Consider the following 16669-nt stretch of genomic DNA (forward strand, 5'->3'; position numbering starts at 1 on the left):
GGCATCCGACATCGCTCGCGAGCCCTTCGGTGACACCATTGCCATCGTCAACGGGTATGCAATATATTGCGTATCGCGAGCGTTACAGGCATCACACACCGGCTCGGTCCGAGCCCCACGAGAAGGAAGAGATCCATGAACACTGCAGACATCACCAACGTCGTCCTCGTCCACGGCGCCTTCGCCGACGGCTCGGGATGGCGTCGCGTCTACGACCTGCTCACCGCGCGCGGTTTCCGCGTCTCGATCGTGCAGAACCCGCTCACCTCACTCGAGGCCGACGTCGCCGCCACGACGCGCATCCTCGACCAGCAGGACGGACCCGCGATCCTCGTCGGCCACTCGTGGGGCGGAACGGTCATCACTCAGGCAGGCACCCACCCGAACGTGGCGGGGCTCGTCTACGTCTCGGCACTGATCCCCGACATGGGTGAGTCGAGCGGCCAGCAGTACGGGGGCTTCGCCGCCACCCCCGAGTTCGTGATCGACGTACGCGAGGACGGCTACGGCTCCCTCGCCCGCGACCACTTCCGCGCCGGATTCGCCGCCGACATCGACGAAGCGGATGCCGCCTTCCTCGCCGACAGCCAGGTGCCCGTCAACATGTCGGTCTTCGCCGAGCCCGTCACGGCGGCGGCGTGGCGCGACAAGCCGAGCTGGGCCGTCATCGCCACCGAGGACAAGGCGTTCGACCAAGCGATGCTGCAGCACATGGCCGAGCGCGTCGGAGCTCAGATCACGAACGTCCCCGGCAGCCACGCGCTGTTCATCTCGCAGGCCGAGACGGTCGCTCAGGTGATCGCCGACGCCGCCGGGTCTGCTCGCTGACCGGCATCCGACGACACGAGGAGAGGCCGAGATGAGCGTCGCCCTGTTCGCCGTCCCCCTGTGGGTCGAGCTGCTCGCCGCGGGGCTGGGTGGGCTGCAGGGTGCGCTGCTCTACGCGGTCGCCGCAGCCTCGGGAGTCGCGGTGCTCGTCGTCCTGAACGCCCTCGCCGTCCCGATCCTCGTCGCGGGCGTGGTCTGCATCGCGGTGACGGTCGCCGTTCGGGTCGTGGCGGTCGTGTTCGGGTGGACCTTTCCCGAGCCGAGGTCGCTGCGGCGCCGGCGCGCTGTCTGACCCGCTCGGGTCAGCGGAGCGACGCGGCTACCGACTTCAGGGCGTCTGCGGAGCGGTGGAAGAGCTCGAGCTCGTCGGTGGAGAACGACGTCTCGAGGATCGGACGGGCGCCGCGGCTGCTGACGACCGACGGCACCGACAGGGCCACGCCGTCGACGCCCTGGAAGTCGCTCAACACCGTGGAGACCGGCATGACGGCGTGCTGGTCGCTGAGGATCGCTTCGACGATGCGAGCGCTCGACAGTCCGATGGCGTAGTTCGTCGCCCCCTTGCCCCGGATGACCGTGTAGGCGGCATCCCGCACATCGACGGCGATGCGGTCGAGTTCTTCGACGGTGAACTTCGGCTGCCCGTCGAGCGGCTGCCAATCGAGGATCGGAACCGTACCGATCGTCGCCCGCGACCAGTGCGGGAACTCGGTGTCGCCGTGCTCACCGACGATGTACGCGTGCACGCTCGAGGTCGACACACCCGCGCGCTGCGCGAGCTTCCACCGCAGGCGCGAGGTGTCGAGCACGGTGCCCGAGGCGAAGATGCGCTCGGGTGGCAGCCCGGTGACCTCCTGCCCGATGACGGTGAGCACGTCGCACGGGTTCGTGACGATGACGTAGACGGCGTTCGGGGCGACCTCGAGAAGCTCGGGCAGCATCCGGCGGAGGATGCCCGCGTTCACCCCCGCGAGCTCGGTGCGGGTCTGCCCCGGATTCTGCTTGGCACCGGCCGTGATCACGACGACGTGCGAGCCTGCGGCGACCGACACGTCGGATCCGCCCGAGATGTCGCTCGAGTTCGTGAACTGCGAGCCGTGGGCGAGGTCGAGCACTTCGGCTTCGACCTTCTCGGCGGCGATGTCGTACAGGGCGACGTGCCGCGCCGACCCACGGATGAGGGCGGCGTAGGCGACGCTCGATCCGACGGCGCCCGCCCCGACGACGGTGAGTTTCGAGTTCTCGATGACGCTCATACCGTCAGTGTGGCAGTCGACGGATGCCGCCGGCCCGCATCCAGCCGTGCAAATCAGATGGACTGCGCGTCAGCCGTGGCAGGCCTGCGGATGCCGAGGAACGAGACCAGCGCGCCCGCGACCATCAGGACCGCTGTGACCAGTGCTGCACGGTGGAACCCGTCGAGGTCGAGCGCGCCGCCGATGATGACGGCGAGGATCGCGATGACGACGAGTCCGGCGATGCGCGACACCGCATTGTTCGTCGCTGACGCGATGCCCGACCGCTCGCCGCCGATCGAGCCGAGGATGGTCGACGTCAGCGGCGACACCGTGACGCCCAGCCCCAGGCCGAACACGATCAGTCCGGGGAGGACCTGCGTCCAGTAGTCGAAGTCCTTCTGGACGGCGAGCAGCATCAGCGCGCCCGCCGCCATGACGAGCGGACCGGCCGTCATGAACAGCCGGGGTCCGAACCTGTTCACCCATCCGCCGACCACCGAGCTCAACGCGATGAGCGCCAGCGTCGTCGGCAGGCTCGAAAGGCCGGCGAGCGTCGCGCTCAGGCCCGCGCCCTGCTGGAGGTAGACCCCGACGACGAACCCGTTCAGCGAGAGCGCCGCGTAGATGAAGAAGGTCGCGAGGTTTCCTGTCCAGAAGTTCCGGACGCGGAAGATCCCCAGCGGCAGGATCGGGGAGCGCACGGTGCGCTGACGCCAGAGGAACGCCGTGAACATGAGGATGCCGGCGGCCAGCGGCATCCAGATCGCCGGATGTGCCCACCCGAGGTTGGGCTGTTCGATCAGCGCGAAGACCACCCCGCCGAGCCCGAGCGTGCAGAGCGCGGCGCTCACGAGATCGATACGCGCATCGTCGCGCCGGTGGTCGATGTGGCCGAGGCGCGACAGGAGGTAGAAGGTCGCCGCGATCGGGAGGATGTTGACGAGGAAGGCGAATCGCCATGACAAGAGGTCGACGAACAGCCCGCCGATGAGGGGGCCGGCGAGGTTCGCCCCCGTCGTCCACGCGGTCCACTGACCGATCGCCCGCGCCTGGGCGGGGCCGGTGAGGAGAGAGGTGATGAGCGCGAGCGAGCTCGGCACCAGGAACGCGCCGGCGGCGCCCTGCAGCGCCCGGGCGATGATGAGGACGACCGGGTCGGGGGCGAGCCCCACGCCGATCGAGGCGATGCCGAAGCCGATCAGTCCGATGCGGAGGACGAACACGCGCCCGAACGCATCGCTCACCGACCCCGCGAAGAGGATGAGGGAGCTCAGGGTGAGGAGGTAGGCATCCACCGCCCACTGCTGCGTCGACAGACCGCCGCCGAGTTCGTCGCGGATGGCGGGGAGTGCGACGTTGACCACGGTGCCGTCGAGGAACGCGACGGCCGACGCGAGCGCCGCGATGGCGACGACGAGGCCGAACCGCGGGGAGGTGGTCGGTGCGCTCACAGGCTCACGTTACGCCGGGCAGGGGCGGGCGGGGCTCGAGCCGATGGGAACGGTCGTCATTCGGGCAGTGAAGCGACAGGTCGCGTCGGGTCGAGGCCGGCGAGGGAGGTGGAGGGGAGGGCGATCCAGCCTTCTCGGCGGGCGCGGTCCTGTTCGGCGGGCGGGACGGGGTGCGTTGCGTGAAGCGCGTGTGCGCGGGCGATGAGCGCGGCGACGACGGCGTCGAACGCGTCGTCGGATGCGTCCAACAGTGCGCGCTGGTCGGGGGTGACGGCGAGCCACGGAGCTGCGGCGAGGAGGTTCGACGTCGCCGCGAGCCGGGCCGCGGTATCCGTCTTGTATCCAGACACCTTTACCCCCCAGAGGCGGAGGGATGCCGCGGGGTAGACCTCGACGAGTCGTCCCGTCGCGCCCGACCGGTCGACGTCGTCTCCCGCATCGGCGAACGCGGTGAGCAGGTCGGCGCACCGCATCGCGGTGAGTCCCAGGCGGTCGGTCGAGACGCTGAGGGGGAGGCGCCCGGCGATCCGGTGCGTGGCGCGGTCGGTCTCGCGGTAGGCGAGCCGGCGGCGTCCCTCGATGCCGCGGAGGTCCGGGGCGGGCGCCTCGCCCCGCGCATTCGCCGCGACGTAGGCGACGAAGTCGTCGGGCCAGCCGAACGCGCAGTCGACGCCGACGTGCGTCGAGTCGACAGCCAGTCGGACGATGGTGTCGTCGTCGTTGCCGAGGCTGAGGTGCAGGAGCTCCGCTGCGCCGTCTCGCCAGTCGATGACGGCGACCGCTGTGCGCGCCGGCTGCGCCGCGAGGTCGACTCCGGTGGTGATCACACCGCGACGCTACCCGCCCACCCTCTCGTCGAGACGTCGCCGATGGTCGCCGTTCCGAGTGGAAACCGACCATCTGCGACCCCTCGGTGAGCCGCCACGAGCCCCGGTTCGCGGCATCCGCTCTCGTGTCGTAAGCTGGACGACGGTGACGTGTCCGAGCGGCCGAAGGTGCAACTCTCGAAAAGTTGTGTAGGGTAACCCCCTACCGTGGGTTCAAATCCCACCGTCACCGCCATGAAAACCCCTGCTGATGCGGGGGTTTTCTGTTTTCCGTGCGGGTTGTCAGCGGCCCGGTGACGGCACGCTCTCGACCAGCTCGAGGCGATTCAGGAGGTCGTCGGCCGTGCTCTGCAGCCCCATGGTCGACCATGCGACGACGAGGGATGCGACGAGGAGCGCGCCGGCGACGGCCGGCCACTGCGAACGTCGACGAACCGTCATGACGACGATGGTCACGGAGCTGAGGATCGCGATCGTCAGTCCGGCGACACGTGCGAAGGCCATCTGCACGGCCGACTCGTCGGTGAGGGGACCCCAGCTGTTGAAGATGACCGTCAGGGCCAGCGGGACGAGGACCGCGCCGACGACCATGACCGTCCCGCGGCTCAGCCCACGTCGACGGGCGGTCGGGCGCACGGCGGGGACGGTGTCTGCGGTCACAGTCCAGACCCTAGCGTCCCCCCCGGCCCTGCGCCCCCCGAGCGCACGCGAAGCGTCGCAGATGGTCGTTCCGGATGCCGGGAGCCGACCATCTGCGACGGCTCGAGCTCAGGTGCGGTCGACCGACACCTCACCACCGACGACGGTCAGCAGCACCTCGGTCTCGGCGAACGCGTCGGGCTCCGCGGTGAGCGGGTTGGCGGCGAACGCGGTGAGATAGGCCGGCATCCCGACCTCGATCGTGCCGCCGGCCTCGCCGACCGATCGCCACCAGCCGCGGGTGTGCGCGTCGAGGGCCGCGGCAGCGGTGAGCGCCTGGTCAGGCCCGACGGGCGTGACCTCGTCGCGGCCCGCAGGGCGACGCAGGACGGCAGCGGCGAGCGTGCCGCGGGCGTCGTAAGGTGCCACTGGCCAATCCGAGCCGAGCGCGACGACCACGCGCTCGTGCAGATCGCGAATGCGCCACCCCTGGTCGGCACGCTCGTCACCCAGACGGCGTGACCAGTTGTCGGTGTGGTCGGCGCGGGTGAAGTGCGTGCAGTGCGTCGGCTGCATACTCACCGCGAGACCCGCCTCGGAGATGAGCTCGAGCACGTCGTCGGGCAGTGTCTCGATGTGCTCGATGCGATGGGTGACGCCGGTCCGCTCGAGACCGTGCAGAGTCCTCGCGACGAACTCGATCCCGCGGTCGCCGATCGCGTGCGTCGTCGTGCGGATGCCGCGAGCGTGGAAGTACGCGATCGCCGCCGCGTACTCGTCGGGCTTCAACCACAGCGATTCGGTCGATTCGCCATGCGTGTCGGGCTCCCGCAGCCACGCGGTGCCGTTGTCGATCGTGCCGTCGATCATCAGCTTGATGCCCTGGATCTCCCAGCGCCGACCGCCACGACCCTGCAGGTCGACGAGACGCGCCCAGTCCGCCTCGGTCGAACCGGGGACCGCCATGGGCGAGACCCGCACGCGCATCGGCAGCTCACCCCTCGCCTCGAGCGCTTCGAACAGGTCGAACGCGTCGGGGTCGGAGGCATCCAGCATCTGGCCGATCGTCACACCTGTCTGCGCCATCCCCTGCAGGATGCCGAACAGCGCGTCTGTGCGGGCGGCGAAGGTGAGGGGCGGCACGAGGCGTTGCACGAGCCCGAGCGCGCTGTGCTCGAGCAGATACCCCGTCGGAGCGCCCGATGCGTCGACGGGGATCGATGAGGAATCTCCGAACGTCTCGCGGCCGGTGACGCCGGCGCGCTCGAGAGCGGCGCGCGACGCCACGGCTGAGTGTGCGTCGAACAGCTGCACGAACGCGAGACGGTCAGCCGGGAGGTTGTCGAACAGGTGCGCCGACGGGCTCGCGTCGCCGAACACGTTGGGGTCGAGCCCCCAACCGAGCACCCAGTCGTCCGTCGCCGCGGCTTCGCGCGCGAGCGCCTGCTGGGTGTCCTCGAGCGTGGTCACGCCGGTCAGATCGACCCCGCGGGTCAGGCCGATGCCCGACACGGGATGGATGTGGGCATCGACGATTCCCGCCGAGAGCGTCGCGTCGCCGAGATCGATCACACGCTCCGCGCGCGCGCGCCACGCCTTCGCCTCGTCGGCGCCGCCGACCCCGACGATCACGCCGTCCTGGACGGCCACGAATCGCGGGCCCGCGGCATCCCCCTCGACGGTTTCCGGGGTCAGGATCGTCCCGGCGAGGATCAGCAGGTCGACGGTGTCAGGCACAGAGGGTCTCACTTTCATACATACGGGTGGGGGATGCCGGGGCGCCGGTCACGGGCGGCGTTCGAAGAGCGTGTCTCGCGGCAGTTGGTCGATCGCGGCGGTCGTCGGCTCGACCTCGCTGAAGTCGAGCGTGGGGACGGGGCGGCGGAACAGCTTGGTCTTGATCGCAAGGATCGCCACACCCACGAGCACCCAGATGCCGCCGACGATCCAGGTCGTCCCCTCGAGCGAGGTCAGCAGCCACACCGTCAAGAGGAAGCCGATCGCGGGCATGACGCCGAACCGCACGACGCGCCCTGCCGTCAGTGGCCCCTGCCTCGCGGGGGACAGGAACAGGTAGGTCCGGATGACGGACAGGTTGACCATCGCGAACGCGACGAGCGCTCCGAAGCTGATCATGAACGCCGCCTGCGCGAGCGTGATGAACAGGCCGACGAGCGCGAAGGCCGAGACCAGGATCGTCGCGACGATCGGGGTGCCGAACCTCTTCGAGAGCGTTCCGAGGGGGCGCGGCAGCACCCCGTCGCGGCCCATGGAGAAGAGGATGCGGGAGACCGCGGCTTGCCCCGCGAGGCCGGCTCCCAGGGTGCCCACGACGGTGATGTAGACGAACACGACGCCCAAGACATCGCCGCCGACGTGCGAGAACAGCACCGACCCGGCTGCGTCGAGGAGCGCCTGGGGGGCTTTGCTCCAGTCGTCCAGGTGGTACGCCAAGGCGCCCACCCACGCCGTGACGACGAAGAGGAGTCCGCCGACGATCGTCGTGACCATGATGGCGATCGGGATGTCGCGCCGCGGGCGCTTCGCCTCTTCGGAGAGCGTCGACACCGCATCGAAGCCGAGGAACGACAGCGACAGGACGGCCGCGCCCGTGAGGACCGGGTTGAACATGTCGCTCCCCGGCAGGAACGGGTCGAAGACGCCGGGAGCGTCGGGGTTGCCGACGGCCATCTTGATCGCGAAGAACGCGAACACCACGACTGCGGCGAACGACACGAGCACGACGGCCGTGTTGACTCTGCTCACGATCGAGATGCCGAGGAGGTTGAGCACCAGTGCGACGATGATCGCCCCGAGGGTGAACGCCCACGCGGGCACCGACGGGAACTGAGCGTTTGCGTAGAGACCGAGGATCAGGAAGTTGATCATCGGGATGAAGAGGTAGTCGAGCATCAGCACCCAGCCGGTGAGGAAGCCCACACCGCCGCCGAACGACTGCTGCGAGTACGTGTACGCCGACCCGGCGACGGGATAGCGACGGACCATCGCGGCGTAGCTCGACGCGGTGAACAGCATCACGATGAGGGCGACGACGTACGACGCGACCAGATGGCCCTGGGTCAGCTGGTTGACGATGCCGTACGTGGTGAACACGGTGCCGATGGCCATGTACGAGATGCCGAAGAGGGTCAGGCCGACCACACCCATGGAGCGCGGGAGTCGGGTCTGGGAACGCTGGGACATGCGGGCTCCTTGGGCGAGCGCGGTCGTCGGTGACCGGATTGGAAACGAACGTAGTTCTTTTTATTGATGGGTACAATAGCGGCCAATGGTTTCCACGACTCGCTCGGTCGGTCGCCCCCGTGTTTCCGTCTTGTCACGTCGCCTCATCGCAGAGACGGCGCTGCGCCTCCTGGACGAGGGCGAGGACGCCGGGTTCCGCATGACGGACCTCGCGCGAGTGCTGGGCGTCCGCGTCTCGTCGCTCTACAACCACGTGTCGGGCAAGTCCGCCGTCTACGCGGAGATCCGGGAGATCCTGAGCGAACGCATCGGTGAGGATGCCGCGCCGTCACCGCACTGGGATGTCGCGCTCCGCGACTGGGCTCGCGCCTACCGCGCGGCCTTCGCGGCGCATCCCTCCACCGTCGCAGTGCTGGCCGTGCTGCCCGTCGGCGAGAGCTCGATGGTCAGCGTCGCCTACAACGACCTCGTGACTCAGCTGGTCAGCGCGGGCTGGACCCCCGCCGAGTCGATGAACATCATCGTCGCCGTCGAGTCGTTCATCCTCGGCTCCGCGCTGGACTCGTCCGCGCCGCAGGACATGCTCGACCCCGGCGGACGCACCGATGTGCCCGTGTTCGCGGCCGCATACGAGGCGCGACGGGAGACTGCGGCCCGCGACGGCGTCGCGCCGGCCGACCTCGCCTTCACGCTCGGCCTCGACGCCCTGCTCGTCGGTTTGCGCTCGCAGCTCGCCGCCCGGCCCGGCTGACCCCGCGTCGGTCCGAACGCCGTGGCCTTCATCCCCGCCGCAGCCCACCCTAGAGTGAGTCGGATGCCACGACGGGGGAGGCAATCATGCTCGTAACGATCACCTACACGCCGACGGACGGTCAGGACGCGACCGCCCTCGGCTTCCTCATGTACAAGCACCCCGCGAAGGTGCAGACGTTCTCGGCGCCGGTGGGTGACATCCACGTCTTCTACCCCGAGGCGACGCCCGAGCGGTGCACCGTCGCGATGATGCTCGAGGTCGATCCGATCGCACTCGTCCGCAACAAGCGGTTCCGAGGGGATGCCGGGGCCCTCGGCCATTACGTCAACGACCGCCCGTACGTCGCCTCGAGCATGCTCGCCGTCGCGATCGGGACGGTGTTCCGCACCGCGATGACCGGGCGGAGCGACTCGTACCCGGAGCTGGCGGCATCCGCTCTGCCCCTTCGCATCGAGGTCCCCGTCGTGTCGGCTCGCGGCGGGGGTGACGGCCTCGTGCGTCGGCTGTTCGAGCCGTGCGGATGGACGGTCGAGGAGCAGCGCATCGCGCTCGACGACGCGCACCCCGAGTGGGGCGATTCCCGCTTCAGTTCCGTCGTCCTCACCGGCGAGGTGCGTCTGGCCGAGGCGCTCCGGCAGCTGTACGTCCTCCTGCCCGTCCTCGATGATGCCAAGCACTACTGGGTCGGCGACGACGAGATCGGCAAGCTCGAACGCGCGGGCGAAGGCTGGCTCCCCGCCCACCCGGAGCGCGAGCTCATCACCCGCCGGTACCTCCTGCACCAGCGGGCTCTGCTCGAGACGGCCGACGCGGTGCTCGACGAACGCCCCACCCCGCTCAGCCAGCACCGGGCCGACGCGGTCCTCGCCGCGCTCGCCGACGTCGGCGCGCACCGAGTCGTCGACATGGGCTGCGGGCCCGGCGCGCTCCTCGCACGCCTGGTGAAGGACCGGGCGTTCTCGAAGATCGTCGGCGTCGACGTGTCGGCCCGCTCGCTCGAGCAGGCCGCGCGGATGCTGCAGCTCGCCGAGGCATCCGACGCCGAACGCGAACGCATCGACCTTCTCCACGGCTCGGTCGTCTACCGCGACGAGCGCCTGCACGGGTTCGACGCGATGGTGCTCATGGAGGTCATCGAACACGTCGACCCGTCGCGACTCGGTGCGCTCGAAGACGCCGTCTTCGCTTCGGCCTCGCCCGGGTCCGTCGTCGTCACGACGCCCAACGCCGAGTACAACGCGCTCTACCCCGATCTGCCGGCGGGCACGTTCCGCCACGACGACCACCGCTTCGAGTGGACGCGCGACGAGTTCCGCGCGTGGGCCGAGGGGGTCGCCGGCCGGCACGGTTACGCGGTCGAGTTCCGCCCCGTCGGTGACGCGGATGCCGACCTCGGCGCGCCCACCCAACTCGCCCTGTTCCGGAAGGAGGTCGCGGCATGACCGTCCTCGACATCCCCGCCCTGTCGCTCGTCGTCCTCGTCGGGGCATCCGGTTCGGGCAAGTCCACGTTCGCGCGGGAGCACTTCGGCGCCTACGAAACGCTCTCAAGCGACGCGTTCCGGGGGCTCGTCTCGAACGACGAGTCCAACCAGTCCGCCACCGCGGCCGCGTTCGACGCGCTGCAGTACGTGGCGGGTAAGCGTCTCGACGCGGGACTGCTCACCGTCGTCGACGCGACGAGCGTGCAGCCCGAGGCCCGACGCGCGCTGGTCGAACTCGCGAAGGCGCACGACGTGCTGCCGGTCGCGATCGTGTTCGACGTGCCCGAATCCGTGTCCGTCGAGCGGAACGCGGTGCGCACCGACCGTCGCATTCCCGCCCACGTCGTGAAGCGGCAGAACGACCAGCTCCGCCGCGGGCTGCGCCACCTCGGACGCGAGGGTTTCCGCAAGGTACACGTCCTCCGCACGGCCGATGAGGACGCGACGATCGAACGCACGCGTCTGCTCACCGACCGCACCGACGAGCGCGGACCGTTCGACGTGATCGGCGACGTGCACGGATGCCGCAGCGAGCTCGAGACTCTGCTCGGCAGGCTCGGCTACGCGCTCGTGCGCGACGAGCAGGGCCGGGCGATCGACGCGCGGCATCCCGAACAGCGTCGTGTCGTGTTCCTCGGCGACCTCATCGACCGCGGACCCGACGTCGTCGGGGTGCTGCGCCTCGCGATGGGGATGGTCGCCTCGGGCAGCGCGCTCGCCGTGCCGGGCAACCATGAGGCGAAGCTCGTCCGCGCGCTCCGCGGCGCGAAGGTGACCGTCTCGCACGGCCTCGAGGAGACGCTCGCTCAGCTGTCGGGCGAGAGCGAGGAGTTCCGCGAGCAGGTCGAGGCGTTCTGCCATGACCTCGTGTCGCACCTGATCCTTGACGAGGGGCGCCTTGTCGTCGCCCACGCCGGGCTCAAGGAGCAGTACCACGGCCGGGCGTCCGGACGGGTCCGCGCCTTCGCGCTGTACGGCGAGACGACGGGGGAGACCGACGAGTACGGCCTTCCGGTGCGGCATCCGTGGGCGCAGGTTTACCGGGGCAAGGCCGTCGTCCTCTACGGGCACACGCCGGTGCCGACCGTCGAATGGGTGAACAACACCGCGTGCCTCGACACCGGGTGCGTGTTCGGCGGAGCGCTCTCAGCGATGCGCTACCCGGAGCGCGAGGTCGTCTCGGTGCTGGCCGAGCAGGTCTGGTACGACCCGATACGCCCGCTCGTCCCCACTGCGCCGACGCGCGCGCCGGGGGTCCTCGACCTCGCCGACGTGCGGGGCAGGCTCATCGTGCAGACGAGCCTGCACGGCCGGGTCGGCATTCAGGAGGAGCAGTCCGCGGGCGGCCTCGAGACGATCAGCCGCTGGGCGACCGACCCGCGCTGGCTGATCCACCTGCCGCCCACCATGTCGCCGCCGAACACCTCGGCGCGCGAGGGGTACCTCGAGCACCCCGACGAGGCGTTCGCGACCTACCGCGGAAACGGCGTGACCGACCTCATCGCCGAAGAGAAGCACATGGGCTCGCGCGCCCTCGTGCTCGTGTCGCGCGACCCGGCACGGTTCACCGCGCCCGAGGGATGGCGGGGCGCGATCCACACGCGGACGGGTCGCCCCTTCTTCGCCCCCGACGTCGAAGCCGACATGCTCGCTCGCCTCGACGAGGCGCTCGAGCGGGCCGGCGTCTGGGAGGAGCTCGGCGCGTCCTGGGTGCTCCTCGACGCCGAGATCCTGCCCTGGTCGCTCAAGGCCGGCGCGCTCGTCCGCGACCTGTACGCGTCGGTCGCGACCGCGGCGGAGACCGCGACGGATGCCGCCGGTGCGGTGCTCGCTCGGGCCGCGGCATCCGGGATCGACGTCAGCGCCCTCGCCTCACGGAACCGGGCACGCGCCGAGGGCGCGCGGGGGTTCCGCGCTGCGTATCGCCGCTACGTCGGCGGCGACGACGAGGTGCGGGTGGCGCCGTTCCAGGTGCTCGCCGCAGGGGATGCCACGTTCGAGACCCGCGATCACGGCTGGCACCTGGGGGTCGCCGACCGCCTGGTCGACGCCGCACCCGACCTCGTGGCGCCGACGCGGCGACGGCGCGTGGACCTCGGGGACGAGGCATCCGTCGCGGCCGCCGTCGCGTGGTGGGAGGAACTCACCGCGGCGGGCGGCGAGGGGATGGTCGTCAAGCCGTTCGCCAACCTCACGCGCACCGAGAAGGGACTCGTGCAGCCGGGCATCAAGGTGCGCGGGCGCGAGTACCTGCGGATCATCTACGGCCCGGACTACACCGACCCCGCGAACCTCGCGCGCCTGCGCGACCGCAACGTCGGACACAAGCGCTCGCTCGCGGCGCGCGAGTACGCCCTCGGGGTCGAAGCCCTCCACCGCTTCACCGCCGGGGAGCCGCTCTGGCGCGTGCACGAGGCGGTCTTCGGCGTGCTCGCCCTGGAGTCCGACCCGATCGACCCGCGCCTGTAAGCCAGCAACGACGTCGACCCGACTTCGCGTCGGGTCGACGCGCGCGCACGGGATCAACGCCGTCGAGCCGTCTCAGATGGTCGATTTCGGCGGAGGAAAGCGACCATCCGCGACGGCTCGACGCGGGGGACAGGTGTCAGGGCATCACCAGGACGGCCTTCACGGCGGCACCGGACTGAGTGTCGGCGATCGCCTGCTCGATGTCGGCGAAGGCGTACTTCGTGATCAGCTGGTCGAACGGGAAGCGGCCCTCGGCGTGCAGGGCGAGCATCTCGGGGATGAACTTCTGCGGCACGGCGTCGCCCTCGATCGCGCCGATGTAGCTCTTGCCGGCACCCGAGATCGACCCGAGCGAGATCGTGACGCCGGGCTTCGGGACGCCGACGAGGGCGATCTTCGCGCCGAAGGCAGTGGCAGCGGCGAGCATCTCGACGACGGCCGGCACGGCGGTCGTGTCGACCGCATAGTCCGCGCCGATGCCGCCGGTGATCTCGTGGATGCGGGCGACCGCGTCTTCTTCCTTGCTGTTGACCGTGTGGGTCGCGCCGAGCTTCTCGGCGAACGCGAGGCGCTCGGGGAGGATGTCGACCGCAATGATCGTGGTCGCGCCGGCGACCTTGGCGCCCATGATGGCCGAGAGACCGACGGCGCCCGTTCCGCTGACGATGATCGATGCGCCGGCCGGGACGTCGAGCGAGTTCAGCACGGTTCCTGCGCCCGTCTGCACGCCGCAGCCGAGGGGGCCGGCGATCTCGACGTCCGCGTCCTCGGGGAGCTTGACGGCGTTGCGTGCCTCGACGATGAGGTGGCTCGCGAACGAGGACTGCCCGAAGAACGCGCCGTGCACGGCCGAGCCATCGGCTGCGGTGATCGTCGACGAGCCGTCTTCGCGAGCACCGGCAAAGTTCAGCGCCATGAAGTTGCGGCAGTAGGCCTCTTCGCCGCTGACGCACTTGGCGCAGTGACCGCACGAAGCGAACGACACGGCGACCTTGTCGCCGACGGCGTAACCGGTGACGGCGTCGCCGACCTGCTCGACGACACCGGCGCCCTCGTGCCCGAGGACGTAGGGGAAGGGGGCGGGGATGTCGCCATGCTGGACGGCGAGATCGGTGTGGCAGAGGCCGGTCGCGGCGACCTTGACGAGCATCTCTGTGGGACGGATGTCGTCGAGGGTGACGTCCTCGAAGGTGAACGGAGCGTCCTGGTCGTGGAGGACGGCGGCGTGGGCGGTCGTGGTCATGGGTGATGGTCCTTTCGATACGCGCCCGTGCGGCGGTGTGGCCGTAGGGATGCCTCCAGCCTATGCACGTGAATCCATCGCGGGGCCGCGGGTTGACGCGCATCCGATGGCGTGGCAGTGCGACATCCCATAACGGTTCGAGAATCTCGGCACCACCCCTTCCTGCCGACCGCTCCGACTTCGTAGCGTGGACTCCATGGCGCGTGACGACGATCGACCCGAAGATCTCTACACCGGACCCATCGACCTCGCTGCGCTCGCCGCGGCCGAGGACGGGGACCTCGAGATGCCCGAGATCAGCTACGACGAGCAGCGCTATCCCGCGCGGCCACGTCGGCTCCGCCCGAAGGACAACCTGCGCGGCAGCAGCGTGCGCCGCATCCGTACCGACCCGCGGACGGCGAACGGCACGAACCCGTCGTACGTCGAGTGGCTGGTGCGTCAGTCGATGCTGAAGGATGCCGACGTCCTGGCCCGCCAGCTGTCGGGACAGCCGACGATGTGGCGGAACGCCTACGCCCGCCCCGACGCCCGCCGCGCGATCGCGACGAGTGACGTGTGGTTCACCGCGTACCCCATCTCGCTCATCACGCGGCCGGGACAGTCGTTCCTCTCCGCCCTCGGCGACGACGAGCTGTGGTCGGTGTTCGAGCGGATCGGCATCACGGCGGTCCACACCGGCCCGGTGAAGCGGGCCGGTGGCATCGAAGGCTGGGGCGAGACCCCCAGTGTCGACGGTCACTTCGACCGCATCAGCACCGCAATCGACCCCGCCTTCGGCACGGAGGACGAGTTCCGCGCGCTCTGCGACGTCGCCGAGTCGCACGGCGGCAGCATCATCGACGACATCGTGCCGGGTCACACCGGCAAGGGCGCCGACTTCCGCCTCGCCGAGATGGGCTTCAAGGACTACCCCGGGATCTACCACATGGTCGCGATCCCGCCGGACGACTGGCACCTGCTGCCTGACGTCCCCGAGGGGTACGACAGCGTCAATCTCGACCCGGCGACCGAGCACACGCTCGCCGAGCACGGGTACATCATCGGTGCGCTGCAGCGCGTCATCTTCTACACGCCGGGCGTGAAGGAGACGAACTGGAGCGCGACCGCTCCCGCGATCGGCCCCGACGGGGTCACGCGCCGCTGGGTCTACCTCCACTATTTCAAGCAGGGTCAGCCCTCGATCAACTGGCTCGACCCGACCTTCGCGGGCATGCGGCTCGTGATCGGCGATGCGCTGCACTCGCTCGGCGAGCTCGGCACCAGCGCGCTGCGCCTCGACGCGAACGGCTTCCTCGGCGTCGAGAAGAGCGCCGAAGGGCTGCCCGCGTGGTCGGAGGGGCATCCGCTCTCCCACGCCGCGAACCACATCATCGCGGGCATGGTCCGCAAGGTCGGCGGGTTCACGTTCCAGGAGCTGAACCTCACGATGGAGGACATCCGCGACACGGGCGCCGTCGGCGCCGATCTGTCGTACGACTTCATCGGGCGTCCGGGATACCACCACGCCCTGGCGACGGGTCAGACGGAGTTCCTGCGCCTCGCGCTGACATCGTCGCTCGCTCTCGGTGTCGCGCCGGTGCAGCTCGTGCACGGCCTGCAGAACCACGACGAGCTCACCTACGAGCTCGTGCACTGGGCGACGCGGCACGCCGACGAGGAGTACGGCTTCCGCGGCGGCACGATCACCGGCGGCGAGCTCGCCGAGATCGTGCGTGCGGAGCTGACCGAGAAGCTGGTGGATGCCGGTGACTACAACCGCGTCTTCACGCAGAACGGCATCGCCTGCACGGCGACGTCGCTCATCGCGGCGACCCGAGGCATCCCGACCCTCGATGCGATCACCGAGGACGAGATCCCCGCCATCCGCGACGCCCACCTGCTGCTCTGCGCCTACAACGCCTGGCAGCCCGGCGTCTTCGCCCTGTCGGGCTGGGACCTCGTCGGCATGCTGACCCTCCCGGGCGACGAGGTCGCCGACCTCATCCGCGTCGGCGACACCCGCTGGATCGAGCGCGGCGCGCACGACCTGCTCGACGCCGACCCCGGTGCGACGCGCTCGACGTCGGGCATGCCGCGCGGTCGTGCGCTCTACGGGCCGCTCCCGGCACAGCTCGACGACCCCGATTCGTTCGCGTCGCGGCTGTCGGCCATTCTCGACCTGCGACGCGAGTCGGGCATCGCGACGGCGACGGCCGTCGACATCCCCGAAGTCGCGCACGCGGCCATGCTCGTGCTCGTCCACCGCCTCGACGACGGGATCCCGGACGCCGACGCCCCGCTGCAGGTGACGGTGCTGAACTTCTCGTCCGACGCCATCGAGGGAACCGTGCGATCGGAGCACCTCACCCCGCAGAGCGACGTGCTCGACGCCGCGAGCGACGAGGTCATCGGCCGCGTCGACGACCTGCAGAGCTTCTCGGTGTCGCTCCCCGGGTACGGCGCGCGATTTCTCATCCTGCACCCGCAGGCCGAGGAGGACTGACCGGTCGGATGCCGGTACGCAAGCCCCCTCGTGATGTCGGGGGAGGTG

13 protein-coding genes and 1 tRNA gene are annotated in these 16669 nt (G+C 69.9%); 7 read left to right on the forward strand and 7 right to left on the reverse strand.

Translation table 11 applies throughout. The features are described 5' to 3' along the window. Nucleotides 1-135: 135 nt before the first annotated feature. Both MO1_RS00960 and MO1_RS00965 read left to right on the forward strand, forming a co-directional pair. Nucleotides 136-828, forward strand: coding sequence for an alpha/beta fold hydrolase (locus MO1_RS00960; RefSeq protein ID WP_036310652.1), 693 nt, complete (start codon nucleotides 136-138; stop codon nucleotides 826-828). A 31-nt stretch (nucleotides 829-859) separates the two neighbouring features. Beyond that, complete coding sequence (locus MO1_RS00965) at nucleotides 860-1120, forward strand: hypothetical protein (RefSeq protein WP_036310651.1); 261 nt, start codon at nucleotides 860-862, stop codon at nucleotides 1118-1120. A gap of 10 nt (nucleotides 1121-1130) precedes the next feature. Here MO1_RS00965 and MO1_RS00970 read toward each other — a convergent pair whose 3' ends face one another. From MO1_RS00970 to MO1_RS00980, 3 genes are read right to left on the reverse strand one after another with little or no spacing between them, the layout of a single operon-like run. Beyond that, a complete protein-coding gene (locus MO1_RS00970) occupies nucleotides 1131-2084 on the reverse strand; it encodes an L-lactate dehydrogenase (RefSeq protein WP_060914958.1) in 954 nt (317 codons plus the stop codon). 53 nt (nucleotides 2085-2137) lie between these two features. Continuing rightward, complete coding sequence (locus tag MO1_RS00975) at nucleotides 2138-3517, reverse strand: MFS transporter (protein WP_060914959.1); 1380 nt, start codon at nucleotides 3515-3517, stop codon at nucleotides 2138-2140. A 56-nt stretch (nucleotides 3518-3573) separates the two neighbouring features. Then, on the reverse strand, nucleotides 3574-4344 hold the full coding sequence (locus MO1_RS00980) for a DUF429 domain-containing protein (protein WP_060914960.1): 771 nt from the start codon (nucleotides 4342-4344) through the stop codon (nucleotides 3574-3576). Between the two features lie 144 nt (nucleotides 4345-4488). Between MO1_RS00980 and MO1_RS00985 the strand changes: the two genes are divergently transcribed. Further along, nucleotides 4489-4579: transfer RNA gene (locus MO1_RS00985), tRNA-Ser, on the forward strand. A 47-nt stretch (nucleotides 4580-4626) separates the two neighbouring features. Here the strand turns inward: MO1_RS00985 and MO1_RS00990 are convergent. The 3 genes from MO1_RS00990 to MO1_RS01000 form a co-directional block, all read right to left on the reverse strand. Beyond that, entirely contained in the window at nucleotides 4627-5004 is a 378-nt protein-coding gene (locus MO1_RS00990; RefSeq protein WP_060914961.1) for a hypothetical protein, read from the reverse strand. 108 nt (nucleotides 5005-5112) lie between these two features. Beyond that, nucleotides 5113-6720 carry an amidohydrolase gene (locus MO1_RS00995; protein WP_060914962.1) on the reverse strand — a complete coding sequence of 536 codons (1608 nt, stop codon included), beginning with the start codon at nucleotides 6718-6720 and terminating at the stop codon, nucleotides 5113-5115. A 48-nt stretch (nucleotides 6721-6768) separates the two neighbouring features. Beyond that, nucleotides 6769-8187: an APC family permease gene (locus tag MO1_RS01000; RefSeq protein ID WP_060914963.1), complete on the reverse strand. Its 1419-nt coding sequence runs from the start codon at nucleotides 8185-8187 to the stop codon at nucleotides 6769-6771. 85 nt (nucleotides 8188-8272) lie between these two features. Here MO1_RS01000 and MO1_RS01005 point away from each other — a divergent pair, with 85 nt between their 5' ends. The 3 genes from MO1_RS01005 (at nucleotide 8273) to MO1_RS01015 (ending at nucleotide 12893) form a co-directional block, all read left to right on the forward strand. Further along, nucleotides 8273-8938, forward strand: a complete 666-nt coding sequence (locus MO1_RS01005) for a TetR/AcrR family transcriptional regulator C-terminal domain-containing protein (RefSeq protein WP_060914964.1) — start codon at nucleotides 8273-8275, stop codon at nucleotides 8936-8938. Nucleotides 8939-9024: 86 nt separating this feature from the next. Continuing rightward, nucleotides 9025-10383 (forward strand): 3' terminal RNA ribose 2'-O-methyltransferase Hen1, encoded by a 1359-nt coding sequence (locus tag MO1_RS01010; protein WP_060914965.1) that lies wholly within the window; start codon nucleotides 9025-9027, stop codon nucleotides 10381-10383. Next, nucleotides 10380-12893 (forward strand): polynucleotide kinase-phosphatase, encoded by a 2514-nt coding sequence (locus tag MO1_RS01015; protein WP_060914966.1) that lies wholly within the window; start codon nucleotides 10380-10382, stop codon nucleotides 12891-12893. Before MO1_RS01010 ends, MO1_RS01015 begins: the two co-directional genes overlap by 4 nt. Nucleotides 12894-13029: 136 nt before the next feature. On the opposite strand, the gene MO1_RS01020 is transcribed toward MO1_RS01015, so the two are convergent. Continuing rightward, a complete protein-coding gene (locus tag MO1_RS01020) occupies nucleotides 13030-14136 on the reverse strand; it encodes an NAD(P)-dependent alcohol dehydrogenase (RefSeq protein WP_060914967.1) in 1107 nt (368 codons plus the stop codon). A 196-nt stretch (nucleotides 14137-14332) separates the two neighbouring features. On the opposite strand from MO1_RS01020, the gene treS reads away from it, so the two are divergent. Then, entirely contained in the window at nucleotides 14333-16621 is a 2289-nt protein-coding gene (gene treS, locus MO1_RS01025) for a maltose alpha-D-glucosyltransferase (RefSeq protein WP_060914968.1), read from the forward strand. Nucleotides 16622-16669: the final 48 nt, after the last annotated feature.

This window comes from Microbacterium oleivorans NBRC 103075, assembly GCF_001552475.1.
In the GTDB taxonomy this organism is placed as follows: Bacteria; Actinomycetota; Actinomycetes; order Actinomycetales; family Microbacteriaceae; genus Microbacterium; species Microbacterium oleivorans.

Excerpts from the sequence above, each read along its gene's own strand:
- MO1_RS01020 (WP_060914967.1), bottom strand. The coding sequence starts at position 14,136 with ATGACCACGACCGCCCACGCCGCCGTCCTCCACGACCAGGACGCTCCG.
- MO1_RS01005 (WP_060914964.1), top strand. The coding sequence starts at position 8,273 with ATGGTTTCCACGACTCGCTCGGTCGGTCGCCCCCGTGTTTCCGTCTTG.
- MO1_RS01000 (WP_060914963.1), bottom strand. The coding sequence starts at position 8,187 with ATGTCCCAGCGTTCCCAGACCCGACTCCCGCGCTCCATGGGTGTGGTC.
- MO1_RS00965 (WP_036310651.1), top strand. The coding sequence starts at position 860 with ATGAGCGTCGCCCTGTTCGCCGTCCCCCTGTGGGTCGAGCTGCTCGCC.
- MO1_RS01010 (WP_060914965.1), top strand. The coding sequence starts at position 9,025 with ATGCTCGTAACGATCACCTACACGCCGACGGACGGTCAGGACGCGACC.
- MO1_RS01015 (WP_060914966.1), top strand. The coding sequence starts at position 10,380 with ATGACCGTCCTCGACATCCCCGCCCTGTCGCTCGTCGTCCTCGTCGGG.
- MO1_RS00970 (WP_060914958.1), bottom strand. The coding sequence starts at position 2,084 with ATGAGCGTCATCGAGAACTCGAAACTCACCGTCGTCGGGGCGGGCGCC.
- treS (WP_060914968.1), top strand. The coding sequence starts at position 14,333 with ATGGCGCGTGACGACGATCGACCCGAAGATCTCTACACCGGACCCATC.
- MO1_RS00960 (WP_036310652.1), top strand. The coding sequence starts at position 136 with ATGAACACTGCAGACATCACCAACGTCGTCCTCGTCCACGGCGCCTTC.